Here is a 14960-nt window from a genome sequence, read left to right on the forward strand (position 1 = left end):
TTGCCCGGGCGTTGCTCTTGGGCAACGTCTTGGAATGAAAATGAAATTACGGCGCGCTCGACCGTTTGCGGCGTCGGTGAAATTGTCTACAAGCGGCTTGAACTTGGGGAATCTCCAGACCGGCGTTGGGGTTGGGTCTGGTACGGAATGATAAGGGCGCGTTGCGCAATGAAGTTTGGACTGCGACTCCGGGGGGGCTTGCTCGCAACCCTGATCATGTTCGGCGCGCCGGTGCTTGCCCCGGTTGGGGCTGCCTTTGTGTCTTCGTCTGCGCTTGCTCAGACCGTGCAGTCGATTTCCGTCGAGGGAAATCGCCGGGTCGAGGTGGAGACGATCCGCTCCTACTTCAAGCCGGGTCCCGGCGGTCGCCTGGATCAGGGTGCCATCGACGACGGCCTCAAGGCGCTGATCGAGACCGGCCTGTTCCAGGACGTCAGGATCAACCGCGGTGCCGGTGGCCAGATCGTCGTCTCCGTGGTGGAAAACCCGGTGATCGGCCGCATTGCCTTCGAGGGCAACAAGAAGATCAAGGACGAGCAGCTCACCGGTGAAGTCCAGTCCAAGGCGCGCGGCACCTTCTCCCGCGCCATGGTGCAGTCCGACACGCTGCGAATCGCCGAAATCTATCGCCGTTCCGGCCGCTACGACGTCCGCGTCACGCCTGAAGTCATCGAGCAGCCGAACAACCGCGTCGATCTCATCTTCACGGTCGAGGAGGGCGCCAAGACCGGCGTCAAGTCGATCGAGTTCGTCGGCAACAACGCGTACTCGTCCTACCGCCTGCGCGACGTCATCAAGACGCACGAATCGAACCTGCTGAGCTTCCTCGCCAGCAGCGACATCTACGATCCCGATCGGGTCGAGGCCGACCGCGACCTGATCCGCCGCTTCTATCTCAAGAACGGTTTCGCCGACGTCCAGGTCGTGGCCGCGCTCACCGAATACGATCCGGAGAAGAAGGGCTTCAACGTTACCTTCAAGATCGAGGAAGGCTCGCAATACCGGGTCGGCTCGATCGACTTCCGCTCCAGCATTCCGAACTTCGATCCCACCCCGATGCGCAACTATTCGCGCGTCAATGTCGGTTCGCTCTACAACGTCGAATCGGTCGAGAAATCGGTCGAGGAGATGCAGATCGAAGCCTCGCGGCGCGGTTATGCCTTCGCCGTGGTCCGTCCGGGCGGCGACCGCAACTTCGAGGCGCACACCGTGTCGGTCGTGTTCAACATCGACGAGGGTCCGCGCACCTATATCGAACGCATCAACCTGCGCGGCAACACCCGCACGCGCGACTACGTGATCCGTCGCGAGTTCGACGTCTCCGAGGGCGATGCCTACAACCGCGCGCTGGTCGACCGTGCCGAGCGCCGCTTGAAGAACCTCGACTATTTCAAGAGCGTGAAGATCACGACGGAGCCCGGTTCGTCGAGCGACCGCGTGATCCTGCTCGTGGACATGGAAGAGAAATCGACCGGCGACTTCTCGGTCTCGGGTGGTTATTCCACCACCGACGGCGCGCTGGCCGAAGTCTCGGTCTCCGAACGCAATTTGCTCGGCCGCGGCCTGTTCGCCAAGGCGGCGGTGACTTACGGCCAGTATGCCCGCGGTTATTCGCTGTCGTTCGTCGAACCCTATCTGCTCGACTACCGGGTCGCGTTGGGTCTCGACCTCTATCAGCGCGAGCAGAGGTCCAACAGCTACATCTCCTACGGCACCAAGACGCTCGGCTTCTCGCCGCGCCTCGGCTTCTCCCTGCGTGAAGATCTGTCGCTGCAGGTGCGCTACTCGATCTACAGGCAGGAAATCACGCTGCCGTCCTACCTGGCGAACTGTAATAACGTAGTTGGGTCGGCGGCATTCAATCCAAGCCCGGCTTTCTCGGCGGCGAGCGGCATTCCTCTGGATGCCTCGACCAACGGCCTCGGCTGCTACAGCGACGGCGAGGCTTCGCTGCCGGTCCGCAAGGAGCTTGCCAACGGCAAGACGCTGACCTCGGCGCTCGGCTACACGCTGACCTACAACACGCTCGACAACAACAAGAACCCCACCGACGGTCTCCTGGTCGATTTCCGGCAGGACTTCGCCGGTGTCGGCGGCGACGTCTCCTACCTGAAGACTGTGGTGGACGCGAAGTACTACACTCCGCTGGTGTCCGATATCGTCGGCCTCGCTCGCATCCAGGGCGGCATGCTGAACAAGATCGGCAACCAGGATCTGCGCATGCTGGATCATTTCCAGATGGGCCCGAATCTGGTCCGCGGCTTTGCTCCGAACGGCATCGGCCCGCGCGATTTGAACCCCTTCGGCACGCAGGACGCGCTTGGCGGCACCAAATATTGGGGCGCTTCGCTCGAATTGCAGATGCCGTTCTGGTTCCTGCCGAAGGAAGTGGGTCTGAAGGGCGCCGTCTACGCCGACGCCGGCGGTCTGTTCGACTATCAGGGCCCGACGACGTGGTCTGTGACCAACGAGCTGACCACGACTAAGAATTCGAGCTGCACGCCGTCGACCGTCAATCCAGCCTCGGCTGGAACCTGCACCGGCTTGGTGTATGACAACGGCAATGCCGTCCGGTCGTCGGTCGGTGTAGGCTTGATCTGGGCCTCGCCGTTCGGTCCGCTGCGCTTCGACTACGCCGTGCCGCTGACCAAGGGCAAGAACGACCGTACGCAGGAATTCCGGTTCGGCGGCGGCACCTCGTTCTAATTCGAACAGCACGGCACGATCCGGACTACGGAGCCGGTTTCCGAAAGGGATCGTGCCAATCCAGGAGATCAGGCATGATGCGGCTTGGCCGCTTCATGCCGAAGCCGGACCGCGACGGGGTGGAATGGCGCAGCCGACCTTCTTCATACAGCCGCCCGCCTCAGCGCTGGCTGACATAGCCACGCTGACCAAGGCGGAGCTGGTCGATCCCGCAAGGGGCGCCCAAATCATCAGGGGTCTTGCTTCGCTCGACGAAGCCGGCCCGATGCACCTGACGTTCTTCGACAATCTCAAATATGGCGATGAGCTCAAGGCGACCAAGGCCGGTGCTTGCCTGGTGAGCCCACGCTTTGAGGCCCGGGTGCCCGCGCATGTAGCCGTGCTGCGGGCGCCGCAGCCGTTCCGCGCCTTCGTCAGGATCGCGCGGGAGTGGCATCACGACGCGCTCCGGCCGCAATCCTGGACCGGCAACGACGGTATCGCGCCGTCGGCCATCATCGATCCCACGGCGAGGCTCGAGGACGGCGTGATCGTCGATCCCCTGGCCGTGATCGGCCCTGACGTGGAGATCGGCAGCGGCACGGTGGTCGGCGTGGGGGCTGTGATCGGCCCGGGCGTCAAGATCGGCCGGGACTGCAATGTCGGGGCACGCACCGCCATCCAGTGCGCGCTGATCGGCAACGACGTGCTGATCCACCCAGGCTGCTCGATCGGCCAGGACGGCTACGGCTTCATCTTCTTCGGCCCCGAGGGCCACCTGAAGGTGCCTCAGACCGGCCGCGTGCTGATCCAGAACAACGTGGAGGTCGGCGCCGGCACCACCATTGATCGCGGGTCCTTGCGCGACACTGTGATCGGGGAGGGGACCAAAATCGACAATCAGGTCCAGATCGGCCACAATGTGACCATTGGCCGGCACTGCCTGCTGGCAGCCCAGATCGGTCTTGCCGGCAGCCTCACCCTCGGCGACAACGTGGCGCTGGGAGCGAAGGTGGGCATCAACAATCACGTCAAGATCGGGGATGGAGCTCAGGTGACTGCCATGAGCGGCGTCAAGGACGACGTTCCTCCCAACGGACGCTGGGGTGGTTTTTTTGCCAAGCCGACCAGGCAGTGGTTCAAGGAAATATTGGCGGTCGAGCGCCTGGCGCGCGACAGCAAGGCCGATCCGAAGCAGGAGGAACGGGAGTGACGGACGAAGCACCGGTCAGGTTCGAGCTTGTGGACATCAACATGATCCTGCAAACGCTCCCGCACCGTTTTCCGATGCTGCTGATCGATCGCGTGATCAACATCCGCACCGATTACAGCGGCATCGGCATCAAGAACGTCACCTTCAACGAGCCGCCGTTCCAGGGCCACTTTCCCGATCGCCCGGTCTATCCGGGCGTCATGATGATCGAAGCGATGGCGCAGACTGCCGGTGTGATCGGCATCAAATCGGTCGAGGGCACCGACAAGCCGCGCGCGGTGTATTTCCTGACCATCGACAAGTGCAAGTTCCGCAAGCCGGTGCTGCCCGGCGATACCATCGAATACCACATGCGCTCGATCGGCCGCCGCAAGGCCATGTGGTGGTTTCACGGCGACGCCAAGGTTAACGGCCAGGTGGTTGCGGAGGCCGATGTCGGTGCCATGCTGACCGACTGAGCGGGATCAACTTCTCTGGATACGCTCGCGTGCAGGACACGCGTACCGGCTGCCGCTGACCCCGCGCTTGATGTTCTGCTTGAAGAACTGGCCCATGGATGGTGCGCCCAGCAGGCGCTCGACCATCTCAACCGGCACGCCGCAGTAGCGGTCGTAAGCGCCGTCCATAGCCACGATGAGAGCCTGCTGCGCACGGTCGTAACAGACCCGCTGGAGCACCGTGCTGCGGGTGATGTCGCGGCATTCGAATGTCTTGAGATCGACGAGGCGGTGTTCGCCGGTCTCGATCGTCTCGGATACGATCGGCGCGGCGGCGAGCTGCGCGAGGAGAAGTGCCAAGGCCCTGACCACGATACCTGAAGCTCCGCGTGAACTTATTGATGCGCCGGGAAGGCTGCCTCATCCGGCACTTGAAACAGGGAGAGATCATACGTCACTGGACAGATCGGGCATAGTCGCGCTAACCAGCGGAAAACCGAGCGACTTCAACACCTAATCAGACCTTCTTGATGAGTCAGATTGCTTGATGAGTAAGATTGATCCCACCGCACGGATCGCGGACGGCGCCGTGATCGGCGAGGGCACCGAGATCGGACCCTATTGCATCATCGGTGCGCATGTCGTGATCGGCAGCAACTGCAAGCTGATCGGACATGTGCATATTACCGCGCAGACCACGATCGGTGACGATTGCACCATCTATCCGTTCGCTTCGCTCGGTACGCCGCCGCAATCACTCAGCTATCGTGGCGAATTGACGAAGCTCAAGATCGGTTCGGGCTGCACGATCCGCGAGTCCGTGACCATGAACGCCGGCACGGTCGCAAGCGGCGGCGTCACAGAGGTCGGCGACCGCAACTATTTCATGAATTGCAGCCATGTCGGCCACGACTGCCATGTCGGCAACGACGTGATCTTCGCGACCTCGGCCACGCTCGGCGGTCACTGCGAGATCGGCGATTTCGTCTTCATCGGCGGTCTGTCCGCGGTGCACCAGTTCACCCGCATCGGCCCGCAGGTTATGGTCGGCGGGGTGTGCGGCGTGCGCGACGATGTCATTCCGTTCGGCCTCGTCAACGGCCAGTATGCCGTGCTCGAAGGCCTCAACCTGATCGGCATGAAGCGGCGCAAGTTCACCAAGCAGCGGCTTGCGACCGTGCGCGCGTTCTACCAGAAGCTCTTCCATGGCCCCGCTACCTTTGCCGAACGCCTGGAGGCGGCGCGGCCGCTCGCCGGTGACGATCCGGCGATCGGCGAAATCCTCGACTTCATCGGCAAGGGCAAGCGCCCGCTCTGTCTTCCCGCCATCGCGAAGTGATGATGCGATGGCCCCGGGCATGACATCGGCGGCTTCGGAGATTTCATCGCCGGTCGGCGTGGTCGCTGGCGGCGGCGCGATGCCGTTCGCGGTTGCCGACTCGCTCGCTGCCCGCGGCATCACACCAGTGCTGTTTCCCCTTCGGGGGGCCTGCGATCCGGCACGGGTGGAAAAATTCCGTCATCGATGGATCTCGGTCGGCCAGCTCGGCCGCGCCATGCGGCTGTTTCGCGAGGAGGGCTGCCGCGACCTGATCTTCATCGGCACGCTGGTACGGCCTTCGCTCTCGGAGGTCCGGGTCGACTTCACGACGCTCCGGCTGCTTGGCAATGTCATCCGCGCCTTCCGCGGCGGCGACGATCATTTGTTGTCCGGCGTCGGGCGCATTCTCGAGCAGGGCGGCTTTAGGATGGTGGGCATCAAGGATGTCGCGCCCGACCTCTTGATGCCCGAGGGCTGCATCAGCCGCGCCTGGCCGAGCGACACCGGCAAGACCGACATCGAGCGCGGACGCGCGGTGCTGACCGCGCTCGGTCCGTTCGACATCGGCCAGGCCGCGGTCGTGATCGATGGTCATGTGGTGGCGGTCGAGGATATCGAGGGCACCGATGCGCTGCTCGCGCGCGTGGCACGGCTGCGCGAAGAGGGCCGCATCCGCGCCGCCTCCGGGCGGGGCGTGCTGGTGAAGGTCCCAAAGAGCGGGCAGGATTTGCGCTTCGACCTGCCGACGATCGGCCCGCGCACCCTCGAGGGCGTCGCCGCCGCAGGGCTGGCCGGCATTGCCGTCGTCGGCGGGAACACCATCGCCGCCGAGCCGCAGGCGATGATCGCACTCGCCGACGCCAAATATCTCTTCGTCATCGGCCTGCCGGCGTGATGCAAGGTCGCGATCCCAAGCGCAAGATATTCCTGATCGCCACGGAGGAATCCGGCGACCGGCTCGGCAGCGCCTTGATGAAGGTGCTGCGCCAGCGGCTCGGCGACGGCGTGCAGTTCGTGGGCGTCGGCGGCCACACCATGGCCCGCCAGGGGCTCGAGACGCTGTTTCCGATCGAGGAGCTCTCGATCGTCGGCTTTGCCGCGGTCGTGCAGCAATTGCCGAAGATCCTGCGGCTGATCCGCGAGACCGCAGAGGCCGTGACCGAAGCCGCGCCGGACGCGCTCGTCATCATCGACAGTCCCGACTTCACCCACCGTGTCGCCCGCCGCGTGCGGGCGCGCAATCCGGCGATTCCGATCGTCGACTACGTCTCGCCACAGCTCTGGGCCTGGCGACCGGGACGGGCGCGGACCATGCTCGGTTATGTCGACCATGTGCTCGGCCTGTTGCCGTTCGAGCCGGGGGAATATCGCAAGCTCGGCGGACCGCCATGCAGCTATGTCGGCCATCCGCTGATCGAGCAATTGCCCTCGCTGCGGCCGAACGCGGAGGAGCAGGCGCGCCGCGACGGCGAGCCGCCGGTGTTGCTGGTATTGCCCGGCAGCCGCCGCAGCGAGATCAGGCACCATCTCGACGTGTTCGGGGCGACGCTCGGCCGATTGCGGACGGACGGCCGCGCGTTCGAACTGATGCTGCCAACCATGCCGCATCTCGAAGCCACCATTCGTGGAGGCATCGCGAACTGGCCGGTCAAGCCTCAAATTGTGGTCGGCGAGAACGAGAAGCGCGCCGCCTTCCGCATCGCGCGCGCGGCATTGGCAAAATCCGGCACTGTGACGCTGGAGCTCGCGCTATCGGGCATTCCGATGGTGACGGCCTATCGCGTCGGCGCGATCGAAGCCTTCATCCTGCGCCGCGCGATCCGCGTCTCCTCGGTGATCCTCGCCAATCTCGTGATCGGCAAGGATGTCATCCCGGAGTTCCTGCAGGAAGACTGCACGCCAGAGAAGCTGGCGCCCGCGCTCACGGAGCTTCTGGCCGATTCACCGCTGCGCCGGCAGCAGGTGGAAGCGTTCGCCCAGCTCGATACGATCATGTCGACCGGCAACAAGTCGCCGAGCGTGCTCGCAGCCGACATCGTGCTGGCGACGATGCGCAAGGGCAGGCAGGCTAGCTAGGACGCGTACTCACAAACGTCGGCTTGCCAGCGCAAAGTGGAAGTCTCCCACCTAGAGCGCGATCGGCGGCTTGTGACTCAAAGCAGTCATTGAGTAGGAGCCGTCCGCGACTGTGGAAGACCCGCGTAGCACTCGATCCCTAGAGGCAGCGACTCGCTTGACGGTCCAGCGACAAGGAAGGTCACCTAGGCCTTATGCGGCACCGCTTCGGCCTCGATAGCCGCGACAAGCTCGGGCGCAAGGTGCGCAGACAAACGTTGAATGATATTGAGTAGCTGTAAGATTTCCTGCTCACGCAAGGCGTCAATCTTGTTGTGCAGCAATTCGATTTCGAGTTCAGCCTTCACATTTATTCGGTAGTCGTGTTCTGCGTGCTTGCGATCAATCTCGGATTGACGGTTCTGGCTCATCATGATGATGGGCGCTGCGTAGGCTGCTTGGAAGGAAAGAACTAAGTTCAGCAAGATGAAGGGATAGGGGTCCCAATGATTGATGAATGCCATCATGTTCAGAACGATCCAGATGCCAAGTAGTACGCTCTGGATGATAATGAAACGCCAGGAGCCAACCGTTTCGGCCACCCGGTCAGCCAGGATCGCTCCCGGAGCTAGGGCAGGTTTGGGTGTGTTGCGTGCCGGCTTTTGCGCCCGAAGTTCTTGCAATCGCTGCTGATCCTCGAGACTTAGGTGTATTTTGTGGCTTTGCTCGCTGTTCATTTGCGTCCCCAGTAAACATCTGGGCGAGTAAGCGCTTTTTAGTGCTCGCCGCTCCACGGTCATACTAGGGCCATTCCGTGCCGATGTCGCTTATTAGCCCAACTCGGACCCAAGGTGAGGTGCGCTCACGCGGCTGCTGTCGGAGACGGAGCGGACCTCTACGACAGCGGCTCGGTTCACGGTCTAGCCGAGACCAGCGTCGACCTGAAAACATTGGCGCGTGATGCGCCGGCTCTCATCGGAGGCGAGGAACAGCGCCATGTTCGCGATGTCGTCGGGCGTCACCGCGTCGGGAATGGCCTGACGCGTGCGCAACTCGGCGATCACCTGGTCGTCCGGGTACCACAGCCGGCGCTGACGCTCCGTGATCACCATCCCCGGCGCGATCGCGTTGACGCGGATGCGGTCGGGACCGACCGACCGGGCGAGCGAGTTGGTGAAGCCGACGATCGCGGCCTTCGCCGCGGCGTAGACCGGCAGCCCCGGCGCGCCGCGCATCCAGGCAATCGACGACATGTTGATGATCGAACCGCCGCCGCGCGCCTGCATCTGCGGCACCACGGCTTGCGCGGCAAAGAAGACGTGCTTGAGGTTGACACCGATCATCCAGTCGAACTCGGCCGGGGTTACCTCGGCCAGCACCTGACGCTGATCATTGGCGGCGTTGTTGACGAGAACCGCGGCGTCGCCCAGCGATCCGTGCACCTGCGCCATGGCGCCGCGCAAGGCGTCGATGTCGAGGAGATCGCACGGCATGAACAGGGGTCCGGCTCCGGTCGCGGCCTTGACTTCCGCGACCAGCTCCCGGCCGGCTGCTTCATCGAGATCCAGGAACGCGACGCGAGCCTCCTGGGCTGCGAACGCCCGCACGAAGGCGGCACCGATGCCGCTGGCGCCACCGGTGATCAATACCACGCGATCCCTAAGGCCGGCATAGCTCGTTCTTGTCATGCGATCAGTCGCTCCGTCTCAGGGTCGAACAGGCAGATGCGGCGCGTGTCGAGCGCGAACGGGGCGGCGGCGCCCGGTGTGGGGCGGATATCCGGCGTGATGCGCGCCAGCGCAGGTTCGCCGCCAAGCCGCAGCAGCACGATCGTTTCGGCCCCCGTCGGCTCGACCATCTCCACCGGCGCGTTGACGACGACGGGCCGATCGGCGGAGAACACGCGGCTCCCCTCGGCGATGCATTCCGGCCTGATCCCGACCACCACGTCACGGCCGACGAAAGGGGCCGCCGCGTCGTATTGGCCAAGGCGGAGGCGGACCTCGTCCGGTCGTCCCGCGCCGATCACGACCACCGGCCCGCCGGCGTCGGCGTCGAGCCGTGCCGGCATCGTGTTCATCGGCGGCGAGCCCATGAAACGCGCCACGAACAGATTCGCGGGATAGCGATACACGGTGTCAGGATCGGCAAACTGCTGCACCACGCCCCGATGCATCACGGCGATGCGCGTCGCCATCGTCATCGCCTCGATCTGGTCGTGGGTGACATAGACGATGGTGGCCCCGATGCGCTGATGCAGCCGCTTGATTTCCATCCGCATCTCGACGCGCAGCTTGGCATCGAGATTGGAGAGCGGCTCGTCGAACAGGAAGAGCAGGGGATCGCGTACCAGCGCCCGGCCCATCGCCACACGCTGGCGCTGGCCGCCGGAGAGCTGCGAGGGCTTGCGGCCGAGCAGCGGCTCGATCTGGAGCAGCCGGGCCACGTTCGCCAGCGCCTTCTCCTGCTCCGCCTTCGGTACGTGGCGGCATTCCATGCCGAAGGTGATGTTCTGGCGCACCGTCATCGACGGATAGAGCGCGTAGGACTGGAACACCATGGCGATGTCGCGGTCCTTCGGCGGAATGTCGTTGACGATACGTCCGCCGATTTCCACGGTGCCTGCGCTCGGGAGGTCGAGCCCGGCGATGATGTTGAGCAGCGTGGACTTGCCGCAGCCGGATGGACCGACGAGCACGGTGAATTCACCGCTCTCGATGTCGAGATCGATGCCCTTCAGCACCTCCAGATTGGCGTAGCGCTTGGACAGGGAGCGAATGCTTAGAGCTGCCATGACATTCCGATCATTTCACGGCCCCGGCGGTGAGGCCGCGCACGAAATACTTGCCGCCGATCAGATAGATCAGCAGGGTCGGCAGGGCGGCGATCATCACCGCCGCGCTTTGCACGCCATGCTGCGGGATGTCGGCGACCGCGGCGGATAGCGCGATCAGCGCGGCGGTGACCGGCTGCTGCTGACCGGTCGTGAATGTCACGCCGTAGAGAAACTCGTTCCAGATATGCGTGAACTGCCAGATCACGGTGACGACCAGAATAGGCGGCGAGAGTGGCAGGATGATGCGCCAGAAAATACGAAAGAACCCGGCGCCATCGATGCGCGCAGCTCTTATCAAATCCTGCGGGATGGCAGTGTAGTAGTTTCGGCAGAACAAGACGGTAAAGGAGAGCCCCTGGATCGTATGGATCACGACCAGGCCAGTCAGCGTATTCATCAGGCCCGTATCGCGCAACACGATGGTCCAGGGAAGCAAGCGCATCTGCTGGGGAAGGAAGAGCCCAAGAGTCACGATGCCGTAGATCCAGCTATCGCCGCGAAAGCGCCAGAGCGATATGGCGTAACCGGCGACAGCACCAAGCAGGGTCGAGAAAATCGTCGCGGGGATCGTGACCAGCGCGGAGTTCAGCATGTACGGCCGGATGCCGGCGCAGGTCTCGGCGACGCAGAAACCGCTCCAGGCCGCGGCGTAGTTGCTCCATGCCCATTGCTTCGGCCAGCCGATCATAGAGGCCTGCGCGATCTCCTCGTTGGTACGGAGCGAATTCAGGACGACAACAGCCAATGGCGCGAGCCACGCTGCAGCGACCAGCGAGACGACGAGATAGATCAGGATCCGGCCTGGCGCGATGGTTCGCTCACGCATGGATCGCCCGCCGCCGCTGGACATAGCGCCACGCTGCATAGGGCAGTAAAACCGCGAGAAGAATGAGCAACATGAGCACTGCCGCCGCCGCTCCCCGTCCGAGCAGGCTGCGCTGGAACATCAGGTCGTAGACGACGAGGGCCGGCAGCTGGGTCGCGATCCCGGGTCCGCCGTTGGTGAGCGCGCGGACGAGGTCGAAGGTCGAAATCGCGAACTGCAGCTGGATGACGATGACGGTGATGGTGATCGGCCAAAGGGTCGGCAGGATGACCCGCCGGTACATTCGGATCGGTCCGGCGCCGTCGATCTGCGCGGCCTTGATCAGGTCGGCGTCGACGGAGCGGAGGCCGGCCAGGAACAGCGCCATGGCGAAACCGGAGGATTGCCAGATCGCAGCGATAACGATGGTCCAAATAGCCATATCGCGGTCGATCAGCCAGTCGAACCGGAAGGAGGTCCAGCCGAGGTCGCGGACCAGCTTCTGGATTCCGAGGCCAGGATTGAGCAGCCAACTCCAGACCGTGCCGGTGACCACGAATGACACCGCCAGAGGATAGAGAAAGATAGACCGCAGCAGGTTCTCGCCGCGAATGCGCTGATCGAGCAGGATCGCAAGGATGAGGCCGGTCGCCAGGCTCAGCAACACGAAGGCGCCGCCAAACAGCAGCAGATTGTCCAAGGCAATCTGCCAGTTCCGCGATGCTGCAACCGAAGAATAGTTGCGCAAACCGACCCAGCCCGAGACCGGGACCAGAGTGGACGGCGTGAACGATATCCAGATCGTCCACAGCGTAAACGCAATGAGATGCGCGGCGGACAACAGCAGCGGCACCCAGATCGTCAAATATTCGGGCAGCCGGCGTACCCAGTCAGCGGCCGCCGGCCGGCCCGGTGTTGTCGAGACGGCGATCGTCAACGTGAGCTCTCGACGGCGTCGGCGAGGCGTATGGCCGCTTGCTCCGGTTTGATTGTCTTGTTCTTCACGTACTCCGTGATCACGTCGATGATCGCTGCGGTCATGCCGTTTTCCTGTGCCATGTTGTGCGCAAGGCTGAGGACGGCCTGATTGCTGGCGATCGCGTCTTTCAGGGCTGCTGCGGTCCGCCGTTGACCGTCCGACCAGCCTTCGCCCGACAGATCGACATCGGTGCGCACGGGTATCGATCCCGTGATCTGCGAATACATGGTCTGGATCGCTGGATCCATGACGAGCTGGGCCATCAGCGTCTGGCCGGCTTGCAAATCGGGCTCCTTGCGCTGCCAGAATATGAAGGCATCGGCATTCAACAGGAAGACCGGCTTGCTATTGTCGCTCGGCCCCGGGGCGATGATGAAGTCCTCGAACTTGAAGCCGGCGTTGCGCAAGACGCCCTGCGCCCACCCGCCCATGATCATCATGCCCATGTCGCCGTCGACGAAGCGCTTCAGGTTGGTCGAAAAGTGCTGGGCGCCGACGTTGGGGTCCATCCAGTCGGCAATCTTGCGCACCTGTACGAAGGCCGCCTTTATCTCGGGGCCCTCCAGGGCTTTCTTGTCGAGGTTCATGATGGCTGCGCGGTAGGCAGTGGGACTGATGCCCGCCAAAGCGGCCTCGAATTTTTGGCCGTCGTCTGCGCGGGTGCCACCGTTGGCGATGGGATAGGGGACTCCGCCTGCTTTCATCTTCTCGGCGAGGTCGTTGAACTCAGCCCATGTGACGGGAATCTTGTCGGCCTTGGCCTTGTCCATCGCGCGTTTGGAGAGAAACAGCATGTTGGTGCTGTAGATCTGCAACGGCAGCGCAATCCACTTTCCCCCCGGCTTGTGCAATTTCGCAAGGTCCGGAGCGACAACCTTCTCGTAGCCGGCGGCAGCGACGACGGCGTCGAGATCGACGGTCGGGGCAATCTTGGACCAGGCGGCGATCTCGGGACCTTTGAGCTGCGAGCAGGCCGGTGGATCGCCGGCCATGATCTGGGCACGCAGCTTGTTCATCATCTCGGTGGTGAAGCCGGGGACGGGCGAGTGCTGCCAAACTCCGCCTTTCTCCTCGAACTTCTTGCCAAGCGCCGTGATGGCCGCCCCGTCGCTGCCTGCGGACCATTGCGAGATCGCAGTCAGACGCGGCTTGATCGCGCCTTGCGCGCGGGCAAATGCCGGCAGCGCGAGCGCGGCCGCAGATCCGGCGAGCAGTTGGCGCCTTGTTGTCGTGATCGGCATGGCAAGTTCCTCCCGGTGTGAACTCTTTCGCGCGAGCGCCGCGCGGCATCAGGTATCTCAGGCGGCCTCGCTCGATGCGGCCGGCATGCCGCCGCGGCAAGCGAGGCAGAAAGCCGCGAACGCCAGCGCCGCCCGCGGATCGTTGCCATTCGACGGCGGCACGAAAGCGAGCGACACTTGCGCGTGCTTGCGGCCGCCCAACAGACAGGCGTCGATCCCCTCGACGAGCGCGTTGCGATCGTCCTCGGCGAGAAGCGACGGCCAGCCGCTGATCGCGACGCCCTTGCGGGGCTTCACGTTCAGCGTATTGCCGATCGCAAGGCCAAGCCGGAATAGCCGCCGGCGCAATTCCTGTTGCACGCGCGATGAGAGCGGCATCGCGGTCACCCATTCGCTGCCGAGCTGAAGCAATTCGGCTTCCGCGACGCCAAGAAGCTCGGCCAGGGCCGGAAGCGACGTATAGGCCTCGACGCAGCCATGATGACCACAGCGGCAAATTGGTCCGTCGGCTCCGAACACCATGTGGCCGAGCTCGACCGGCTGGAGAGCATCGTCCTCGATCGGATCATCCATCCAGGTGCCCGCGACGCCCTGACCGACAAAGACGAAGAGATGCGCCCCGCTGAATGGATAGTTCTCCGTGCGGCAACGGTGAAAGATGGCGTGCGCGACGACCGAATTGGTGAACTCGACCGGCACGCCGGCAAAATTCTCGCCGAACATCTCACCGATGCGCCCGACGTCGCAGGGGATGATCGGATTGCCTGACGCGCCCAGCCGGCCGAGACCCGGAATGGAGACGCCGATCTGCGCGAGGGGGATGCGTCGGCCCCGCGTCCAGTCGTGCAGCAATGTCATCGCCTCGCGAAACGCCCGGCCGACGGTCGCGACGGTCGGCGTCTTCGGTAGCGGCACATGCCAGGTGTGGTGCAGTTCGCCCGACAGGCCCCCGACGCCGGCGCTGAGCCGCTGGGTGGTCAGCTCAAACGCCGCGAGCGCCACCTCGCCATCGAGCGACACGAGGCCCGTCGGGCCACCGACGTAAGGGGCAGGGCGCCGCACTTCCTCGATCAGGCCTTCGGCCTTCAGGTCGAACAGGATGCGCGACAGGCTCGCTTCCGACAGGCGCACGGCCTTGGCCAGCGGCGGCCGAAACGACCCGCCTGACTGAAGCAGATGAGTCAAAATGGCAGCACGCGTCTGCCGCCGACTTCTCGGCTGCTCCGGCATTTCCATCCCTGTCGTCATTCTTACTTAGAGTAAGAATTTGCGCGCGAAGCGTTTCGAGGTCAAGCGCCGGCCGAGGCATTGCGCCGACTTGTTGTTGTGCGCGGCAGCAAGATTGTATCGGCGCAAAACAAAAAGCGGCGCCATCCGGAGATGGCGCC

At 63.7% G+C, this 14960-nt stretch carries 14 protein-coding genes; 6 read left to right on the top strand and 8 right to left on the bottom strand.

Annotation, left to right across the window (positions count from 1 at the left end; genetic code table 11):
• The first annotated feature begins 168 nt into the window (after positions 1-168).
• The 3 genes from bamA (at position 169) to fabZ (ending at position 4356) form a co-directional block, all read left to right on the top strand.
• Positions 169-2706: an outer membrane protein assembly factor BamA gene (bamA, locus tag IVB41_RS23550; protein ID WP_027567150.1), complete on the top strand. Its 2538-nt coding sequence runs from the start codon at positions 169-171 to the stop codon at positions 2704-2706.
• 124 nt (positions 2707-2830) lie between these two features.
• Positions 2831-3898 carry a UDP-3-O-(3-hydroxymyristoyl)glucosamine N-acyltransferase gene (gene lpxD, locus IVB41_RS23555; RefSeq protein ID WP_247435412.1) on the top strand — a complete coding sequence of 356 codons (1068 nt, stop codon included), beginning with the start codon at positions 2831-2833 and terminating at the stop codon, positions 3896-3898.
• A 41-nt stretch (positions 3899-3939) separates the two neighbouring features.
• On the top strand, positions 3940-4356 hold the full coding sequence (gene fabZ / locus IVB41_RS23560) for a 3-hydroxyacyl-ACP dehydratase FabZ (RefSeq protein WP_051058562.1): 417 nt from the start codon (positions 3940-3942) through the stop codon (positions 4354-4356).
• 6 nt (positions 4357-4362) lie between these two features.
• Here the strand turns inward: fabZ and IVB41_RS23565 are convergent, their stop codons facing one another.
• Entirely contained in the window at positions 4363-4707 is a 345-nt protein-coding gene (locus IVB41_RS23565) for a KTSC domain-containing protein (protein ID WP_247435415.1), read from the bottom strand.
• A gap of 175 nt (positions 4708-4882) precedes the next feature.
• Here IVB41_RS23565 and lpxA point away from each other — a divergent pair, with 175 nt between their 5' ends.
• The 3 genes from lpxA to lpxB are packed head-to-tail and all read left to right on the top strand — an operon-like array spanning position 4883 to position 7732.
• Positions 4883-5674: an acyl-ACP--UDP-N-acetylglucosamine O-acyltransferase gene (lpxA, locus tag IVB41_RS23570; protein WP_247435418.1), complete on the top strand. Its 792-nt coding sequence runs from the start codon at positions 4883-4885 to the stop codon at positions 5672-5674.
• A 19-nt stretch (positions 5675-5693) separates the two neighbouring features.
• Positions 5694-6551 carry an LpxI family protein gene (locus IVB41_RS23575; RefSeq protein ID WP_247435746.1) on the top strand — a complete coding sequence of 286 codons (858 nt, stop codon included), beginning with the start codon at positions 5694-5696 and terminating at the stop codon, positions 6549-6551.
• Complete coding sequence (gene lpxB, locus IVB41_RS23580) at positions 6548-7732, top strand: lipid-A-disaccharide synthase (protein WP_247435421.1); 1185 nt, start codon at positions 6548-6550, stop codon at positions 7730-7732. The genes IVB41_RS23575 and lpxB overlap by 4 nt, the downstream gene beginning before the upstream one ends.
• 185 nt (positions 7733-7917) lie before the next feature.
• Here lpxB and IVB41_RS23585 read toward each other — a convergent pair whose 3' ends face one another.
• From IVB41_RS23585 to IVB41_RS23615, 7 genes are all read right to left on the bottom strand, one after another.
• Positions 7918-8448 (bottom strand): DUF1003 domain-containing protein, encoded by a 531-nt coding sequence (locus tag IVB41_RS23585; protein ID WP_027567144.1) that lies wholly within the window; start codon positions 8446-8448, stop codon positions 7918-7920.
• A 183-nt stretch (positions 8449-8631) separates the two neighbouring features.
• Positions 8632-9399: an SDR family NAD(P)-dependent oxidoreductase gene (locus tag IVB41_RS23590; protein WP_247435424.1), complete on the bottom strand. Its 768-nt coding sequence runs from the start codon at positions 9397-9399 to the stop codon at positions 8632-8634.
• A complete protein-coding gene (locus IVB41_RS23595; protein ID WP_247435427.1) occupies positions 9396-10505 on the bottom strand; it encodes an ABC transporter ATP-binding protein in 1110 nt (369 codons plus the stop codon). Before IVB41_RS23595 ends, IVB41_RS23590 begins: the two co-directional genes overlap by 4 nt.
• Positions 10506-10515: 10 nt before the next feature.
• A complete protein-coding gene (locus IVB41_RS23600) occupies positions 10516-11373 on the bottom strand; it encodes a carbohydrate ABC transporter permease (protein ID WP_027567141.1) in 858 nt (285 codons plus the stop codon).
• On the bottom strand, positions 11366-12289 hold the full coding sequence (locus tag IVB41_RS23605) for a carbohydrate ABC transporter permease (protein WP_247435430.1): 924 nt from the start codon (positions 12287-12289) through the stop codon (positions 11366-11368). Before IVB41_RS23605 ends, IVB41_RS23600 begins: the two co-directional genes overlap by 8 nt.
• Positions 12286-13572 (bottom strand): ABC transporter substrate-binding protein, encoded by a 1287-nt coding sequence (locus tag IVB41_RS23610; protein WP_247397570.1) that lies wholly within the window; start codon positions 13570-13572, stop codon positions 12286-12288. Before IVB41_RS23610 ends, IVB41_RS23605 begins: the two co-directional genes overlap by 4 nt.
• A 57-nt stretch (positions 13573-13629) precedes the next feature.
• Positions 13630-14808 carry an ROK family transcriptional regulator gene (locus tag IVB41_RS23615; protein WP_247435749.1) on the bottom strand — a complete coding sequence of 393 codons (1179 nt, stop codon included), beginning with the start codon at positions 14806-14808 and terminating at the stop codon, positions 13630-13632.
• Positions 14809-14960 lie beyond the last annotated feature (152 nt).

It is taken from the genome of Bradyrhizobium sp. 44, assembly GCF_023073095.1.
In the GTDB taxonomy this organism is placed as follows: domain Bacteria; phylum Pseudomonadota; class Alphaproteobacteria; order Rhizobiales; family Xanthobacteraceae; genus Bradyrhizobium.

Excerpts from the sequence above, each read along its gene's own strand:
- bamA (WP_027567150.1), top strand. The coding sequence starts at position 169 with ATGAAGTTTGGACTGCGACTCCGGGGGGGCTTGCTCGCAACCCTGATC.
- lpxD (WP_247435412.1), top strand. The coding sequence starts at position 2,831 with ATGGCGCAGCCGACCTTCTTCATACAGCCGCCCGCCTCAGCGCTGGCT.
- fabZ (WP_051058562.1), top strand. The coding sequence starts at position 3,940 with ATGATCCTGCAAACGCTCCCGCACCGTTTTCCGATGCTGCTGATCGAT.
- lpxA (WP_247435418.1), top strand. The coding sequence starts at position 4,883 with ATGAGTAAGATTGATCCCACCGCACGGATCGCGGACGGCGCCGTGATC.
- IVB41_RS23575 (WP_247435746.1), top strand. The coding sequence starts at position 5,694 with ATGACATCGGCGGCTTCGGAGATTTCATCGCCGGTCGGCGTGGTCGCT.
- IVB41_RS23585 (WP_027567144.1), bottom strand. The coding sequence starts at position 8,448 with ATGAACAGCGAGCAAAGCCACAAAATACACCTAAGTCTCGAGGATCAG.
- IVB41_RS23590 (WP_247435424.1), bottom strand. The coding sequence starts at position 9,399 with ATGACAAGAACGAGCTATGCCGGCCTTAGGGATCGCGTGGTATTGATC.
- IVB41_RS23595 (WP_247435427.1), bottom strand. The coding sequence starts at position 10,505 with ATGGCAGCTCTAAGCATTCGCTCCCTGTCCAAGCGCTACGCCAATCTG.
- IVB41_RS23600 (WP_027567141.1), bottom strand. The coding sequence starts at position 11,373 with ATGCGTGAGCGAACCATCGCGCCAGGCCGGATCCTGATCTATCTCGTC.
- IVB41_RS23610 (WP_247397570.1), bottom strand. The coding sequence starts at position 13,572 with ATGCCGATCACGACAACAAGGCGCCAACTGCTCGCCGGATCTGCGGCC.
- IVB41_RS23615 (WP_247435749.1), bottom strand. The coding sequence starts at position 14,808 with ATGGAAATGCCGGAGCAGCCGAGAAGTCGGCGGCAGACGCGTGCTGCC.